The sequence below is a fragment of the Terasakiispira papahanaumokuakeensis genome, from assembly GCF_001709345.1.
Classification (GTDB): Bacteria; Pseudomonadota; Gammaproteobacteria; order Pseudomonadales; family Halomonadaceae; genus Terasakiispira; species Terasakiispira papahanaumokuakeensis.
The window spans coordinates 1164953-1171175 of sequence record NZ_MDTQ01000001.1 but is presented as its reverse complement, the minus strand read 5'-3'; the positions used below and the strand labels follow the sequence as shown (position 1 = coordinate 1171175).

Here is a 6223-nt window from a genome sequence, read left to right as displayed (position 1 = left end):
AAAGCGAAGCGGCGGGCCGTCAGGGACGTCCGCCTTACGCGGTTGGTTAGTTCACTCACGGCGAGCTAGAAGAAGCCCTACCCCGGCACTGCCAAGAAATCCTGCACAGATCCTATTGAACAATTGACGCATGGCCGGACGAGAAAACCAATGACGCAACACCTTACCAAAGAAGGCGTAGGAGCCTATCGCGATCCATTCTAGCATCAGAAAAAGAGCTCCCAAGATCAAGAACTGAAGCCCTATTGAACCTGAAGGGTCTACGAATTGAGGAAGAAAGGCAGTGAAAATTAAAATTGCCTTTGGATTGCCCGCAGCCAAAAGAAATTCTTGTTTCGCCAATTGGAGCATGTTTTTACCCGCTGGTGACTCATCATCGGCACCGCCCGGGTCTGCTGTCCAAAGCTGAAAAGCCAGCCAAAGTAGATATAGACCGCCGAGGATTTTTATGACGAGAAATAACTTCTCCGATGTATACAACACTGTTGCCAAGCCTGTAGCCGCAAGAGTAATCATGCCGACAAAAGCAACAAGCCGACCAATGCCAGCACAACAGGCTGCCTTGATGCCGTATCGTTTGGCGTTCGCCATAGCAAGGAGATTGTTTGGCCCAGGAGCCATGTTCAGAGCAAAGCTCGCAGGTATGAATAAAAGGATCGTCGATAAGGTCACGATTGATTCTCCTCTTTGAACTAACATTTTTAATTTCGCGCATGCGTGTTTTTCTCAAGGCGACAACGAGCACAAAAGCCGATAACCTACTGAATTAGATAATATTTTACATATCCCTAACCACTGTCTCTTGTGAAAAGTGCGCATGCGCGTTTGTATCAAAGTCTGTGCTCGCTATGCTGCCAAGACACATCCCTAATGGCTTGATATTGAAACACCTTGAGCGATGGCGCCAGTCAAAAATGCGCATTGATTGACATGGGTTGATGGCTATCGCTGGTCTGATTGCAGCCCTTCATCATCACCTGAAAGCAGGCTCCCACAGGAAGTTCAGAGGTTCATCGAAGGGTTGTGGGAGCTTGCTTGCAAGCGAAGAAATGCTAGCTTATGCCTCTTGTCTTCAGCAATCGAGGCGTTTGTGTCCACCTCATTGCCGAGGTTGAGACCCGCGTTGGCGGCTAGGTAAGGTCTCTAAGCACCGGGGGGCGCAGGAATATGAACACCCTCAACGCATGGCGTTGCTGTTTCTTTGGAGACATCTTCAGTTTTATACAATTTTTTATATATTTCACATGACGAGATAAGCTCATCATGTGTCCCACTTGAAACCACCTTCCCTTGATCGAGGACCAAGATTTTATCTGCATTCATAATGGTCGATAATCTATGAGCAATGATAATAGTCGTCTTCTCTCTTGAAACTGCATTTATATTCTTAGAAACTGTTTTTTCCGTATGCATATCCAGTGAAGATGTCGCTTCGTCAAAAATCATTATTTTAGGCTCTTTTAACACGGCTCTTGCAATTCCTATTCTCTGCCTTTGACCTCCAGATAGTTTCATTCCACGATCACCAACCACAGTATTTAAACCATTTTCAAGTGATTTTACAAAATCATCTAGACCAACAGATTTTAATGACTCCATCAGTTTTTGATCAGATAACTCTTGACCAAAATCAAGATTAAATCTCAGAGTGTCGTTGAACAGAACAACATCTTGAGAAACAATTCCTACAGAGCGCCTTACCGCATCTCTAGAAAAGCTTTCAAGGTTTTTATCGCCTAAAATTATTCCACCTTCTGAAATGTCATAATATCTCATTATCAGCCTTGAAATTGTAGACTTTCCTGCACCAGAGGCTCCAACAAATGCATACGTTTTTCCATGAGGAATAGTAAAAGAAACATCTTTAAGGACATATTTGTCATCATTCATATATGAAAAATATACATTCTTGAATGAGATGGAGAGAGACTCTGACTCTATATTTTTATCCGCCCCACCCACTCTATCCGTTTCAATAGGGATAGATAAAACATTATCTAACTGCTCTATGTCGACAGCGCCCTCTTTAACTTGACGATAGGCAAAAGCCAAACGTCTTAACGGCATGATTAGCTGAATCGTCAAGACGTTGATCATGACGAACGCCCCTAGCGTTATAGCCCCACTATCAAGCAACTTAAAAGAAATCAATAGCATCGGTATCAATGCGCCACCAACAGAAAGCATTTGCATAGAACCAATGAACGCAGACCACCTGAAAAACTTAGTACAGTATTTCTCAAAAGCAGTCATATGAGCTAAATATTTTCCCTTGAAACAATCTTCCATATTAAATGACTTAACAGCTTCCTCAGATGAGAGAATCTCGCCTAAAACTTGGTGTGTTTTATTATTTTCTTCAGTAAACTTTCTTTGCCATGGTCTTATTTTCTCAGACCCCCAAATGGCTACAAACACAAATATTACGACAGATATAATTAGAATGGTTAGTACTGTCCCTGGGAAAAGAATATAAATTATCAAAGACACCAAAAGGAACTCTAAAGTCACTGGAATGATCGTTTCTAAAGAGACTGAAATTATCTCGTGCACACCATACCTAGCTTTTGAAATAATGCTAGGTAACGTATGTTTCTCTTTTCCAAGAAAGAAAGCGCTTGGCAACCTTATGATATGATCAAAAGCTTTATCTGCCAGTTGTCTCTGTGCGGACAATGTAAAGTCAGTAAAAACTGCCTTCCATAGCTCATCAGCAACCCTTGCTATAATAAAGCATGTTCCATAGATAAAGATAATAGACTCTGTCGATAGACTTAATCGTGACCCTGAGTCGCCAACGATGCTATCAATTAACTCCATGTAAAGAAATGGTTGAATCACAGTGAGTACGGAACTGAAAACTGAAAGAAACATTAGAGACATGAAGAAAAAGCGTAGTCCCTCAGACTTCCCTGAAAAATTTAGCGCTCTAAAAAACCGTTTTATATCTTCATAAAAACTACGCATATATTACCCCTGCTTATTCTGCACCCTAGCGACACCCTCATGAATCAACCCAATCATTAAGGATTTTATTTCTTCACGAGTGCATTTTCCTTGATTAGCTTTTTGTATATCAGAGAAATCTACCCAAGCAGATTCAACAAGGAGAACCAATAAACCTTTAGCATAGATAGGGTATGAAAACTTTTTTGAGCACTGATAGAACCAAACCTGATGATCATCACTTTCTATATTCAGAGGGAACCTGCTTTCAAGATTGAAGTAGTAGTGCTCCTCCTCTATTATTTTTTCAACCTCTAACGCGCCTAACATGACAAAGTCATAGAACTGGCGTGGCCGACTATGTAACATCAAAGCATTTCGATATTCTTTCGTACCATTTTTTTTTACCGCCTCATTCAGCATTTGACTAATTTTACTTGTGAACAAGTGATGATTTTCACTGGATGAAGATGGCACATCCACTCGAGAGATAAGCTCATCTGATAAATGATTCATTAGCCAATGAATGTACTGTTTCCCGATTTTTCTGTCTATTGCAATGCTTATATGGCAGCATATTTCGCCTGTTGCTTCCGGTAAATGCCAATATCCTCTAGGAAGGTAAAGGATGTTTCCTGGATCAAGTACACCGCTCCAGATTTCGGCGCCGGGCATCCCTGGATTTCTCAGCCTATCAGACCGTACAGGATACTTGATGTCTTTCTCATACAGAGTCCATTTTTTCTGACCATGTATCTGAAGAACAAGCACATCATGATCATCCCAGTGAATATCTAGGCCTGATTCCTCTTCTTTAGAAACATATAGATGAGCTGAACAGTACTCTTCTAACAAATATTCCATTGACTGTATCAATTTTAACAATTTTTCAAGCCGTTCCTCTATGTTATCATATATTATTGTCGCTCCATCTAAGAAACAGTCATAGATCGCTTTATGGCAAAGCAGTTCGGCGGCTTCTCCCTGAAAATTACTATAAGAATATGTGTATTCTTCATGGGGTATAATATTTCCATTCTTGGCTAGCCTAACCCCGGGGTTGCAGTGCCTGCTATTTTTTAATAGTTGAGCAACATCATCGTAGCTAATCAGTCGACCTAATGAGCTCCCATCATTAGGTATCAAACAAGGCTTATTATCACCTAGCTTATCCAGAAAACAATCAACATCATCTATCTCTAATAAACTTTTTAAACTGGCTTCCGCCATAAATCTTTTATCAAGCATCTTCTTCATTCCTTAAAAAAGACACAAACAAAATTCAGTTAAGACTTTTATATTCATTATGGAAAAGGAATAAATTTTATATCACGCGAACTCACCCCACCATACAAAGATGTTATTTTATTATTCAGATTACATTTCCTAGAGATATCCATATTGTAGAACATATCTAGACTAAATATTTTGCAAACGTATAGCTTTTCTTTTCTGGGGAATAAAATTTCTGATCTATAGCTATATACCCTGCCCGATATTTCTGAAATATCTTCAAGAAGATCCTCAAAATGTTTTTTCGGACAGAATACAGCCTCGGATGTTCTGACTTCAGGGATAGAGTTATTAAAAAAAACCCCAAACTCTTTATAAGTATCAGGATGATTTTTATCATAGTAAAGCTTTAAATAATAATCCATATTTTTTTCATATTCTTCATAATAGGAGCCATCTCCTTCATCATATATAGAAAGCATAGTAACAAATGAACTATATAGTTCGCGCGCGGATTTCTCAAAAGCCTCTTTTATACTATAGCTGGAAGAGCATCCTACAGAGTACATTACGGAGGCATTTTCTTTAGAGCTAGAAAAACAGAGTAAAATAGTATATGCATTCTCAAATAAAGATATGTCAGCTGCATAAACTTCCCCATAGCACAATATTTTTTTTATGAGATTACAGCTTGACCCAAATATTGATAAATCATCTATGTCAAAGCGAGTTTGCCCCTTAGAGTAAAGAAATGATGTTATCAGGCTTTGTCGTTCTACAAACTCAAGCAAAGAATTATTGAAGCACTTATTTTCGTCAAAATGAACAGAGTTTCCCGTGGTATCTCTGCTTACTATAAATTGTGAATCTTGTTGTTCACCAATGGAGATGACTGCTGTAGGAACAAGAAGTGTTTCATCATCGGTGATAGACTCTACCAAACACAAATCAAATTCATGTGTATTTATTTCATTGACAAGGTCGAGTGGACACATTTGTTTTATGAACGAATACAACTGTTGTCTGTTACTATCAGGTAAGTCAGAAAGTTTTTTTCTACTTACTCCTCGCATCCTCTTGTTAAAAAAAGCCCTTTCGGCATATTCTCCACATGCAGCGAGGTAAGCATTATCACGGTCATCAGAAAATGAAAGGCCAAGATAACCTTTCCCTAGATATGCAGCTATATGCTTAGGCCACCCTAATGTAATTTGGTCTTGTATGATCATGTTTGTGGAGAATGTAGGAGTAAAAACTCCTTCGTTGATAATCATGTGATCTCCTAAAATATTTGCACGACACAAGGTTGCACATAACGTGCATCTAGACCTAGTTCTTTTGCTATTTCAAAGTCACAGAACGATGCTAATAACCTTTGTTCTATCCCAAGTAGGTTTGCTGTTTCAATTGCAGATTGATATGCGGAACCGACTTCCATGAGAGAAAGTCTGTAAGACTTATATCTATACTTTATAGAGTTTTTTTCTGGATGATTTACATAAATGATAGCAATTGTAGGGTTATATTTCTCGCCATCCTTTCCACTCAAAATACAGGATTTTAGAGTATTGATATCTCCCGTCCATATTTCATCAAGACTATTTTTAGATGGTCTATATTGATAAACCCCTGATTGGATAGCTAACACACCATTTTCTTCTAATAAAATATCCTTTAGCACACAGACAATGAATCCAATAGGGTAAATCGCTCCACCACTTGGGTATGGCCTACGTCCATTAGAATATGATCCAAAAGAGTTATAGAGTATGTCACTTATCTCAGTAAAGCTGAGGTTTTTTCCTTCTATATGACATGCAGAAGGAGCTCTTTCTTTTTTTATTCTCCTTCTATTATGGAGTATTATTGAGTGGTCATTTTCTAAAGTATAGCGTATATCAGAAAACTCTATAATTTTTAGATATTTTTTATTTACATCAATAGGTTTAAGAGTAGCAGGAGGGTTGTATTCATTACCTCTGACATAAGTGCTAGACGTTTTCATATGAAACCGTCTTATATCTGACAAAATTTTTTGATCTGA

5 protein-coding genes are annotated in these 6223 nt (G+C 38.7%); all 5 read right to left on the bottom strand.

What is annotated here, in order from left to right; genetic code table 11:
• Positions 1 to 51 precede the first annotated feature (51 nt).
• On the bottom strand, positions 52 to 672 hold the full coding sequence (locus tag BFW38_RS05135) for a LysE family translocator (protein WP_068997415.1): 621 nt from the start codon (positions 670 to 672) through the stop codon (positions 52 to 54).
• A gap of 471 nt (positions 673 to 1143) precedes the next feature.
• Positions 1144 to 2967 carry an ABC transporter ATP-binding protein gene (locus tag BFW38_RS05130; protein WP_068997414.1) on the bottom strand — a complete coding sequence of 608 codons (1824 nt, stop codon included), beginning with the start codon at positions 2965 to 2967 and terminating at the stop codon, positions 1144 to 1146.
• 3 nt (positions 2968 to 2970) lie between these two features.
• Positions 2971 to 4194 (bottom strand): JmjC domain-containing protein, encoded by a 1224-nt coding sequence (locus tag BFW38_RS05125; RefSeq protein WP_068997413.1) that lies wholly within the window; start codon positions 4192 to 4194, stop codon positions 2971 to 2973.
• 56 nt (positions 4195 to 4250) lie between these two features.
• Positions 4251 to 5453: a YcaO-like family protein gene (locus BFW38_RS05120; protein ID WP_068997412.1), complete on the bottom strand. Its 1203-nt coding sequence runs from the start codon at positions 5451 to 5453 to the stop codon at positions 4251 to 4253.
• A gap of 8 nt (positions 5454 to 5461) precedes the next feature.
• The gene (locus BFW38_RS05115; RefSeq protein WP_175400936.1) at positions 5462 to 6184 is read right to left on the bottom strand and encodes a SagB/ThcOx family dehydrogenase; all 723 of its coding nucleotides are present in this window, start codon (positions 6182 to 6184) and stop codon (positions 5462 to 5464) included.
• Positions 6185 to 6223: the final 39 nt, after the last annotated feature.

Bases quoted from the DNA above. Each gene is read 5' to 3' on its own strand.
- BFW38_RS05130 (WP_068997414.1), bottom strand. From the start codon at position 2,967: ATGCGTAGTTTTTATGAAGATATAAAACGGTTTTTTAGAGCGCTAAAT.
- BFW38_RS05125 (WP_068997413.1), bottom strand. From the start codon at position 4,194: ATGCTTGATAAAAGATTTATGGCGGAAGCCAGTTTAAAAAGTTTATTA.
- BFW38_RS05120 (WP_068997412.1), bottom strand. From the start codon at position 5,453: ATGATTATCAACGAAGGAGTTTTTACTCCTACATTCTCCACAAACATG.
- BFW38_RS05115 (WP_175400936.1), bottom strand. From the start codon at position 6,184: ATGAAAACGTCTAGCACTTATGTCAGAGGTAATGAATACAACCCTCCT.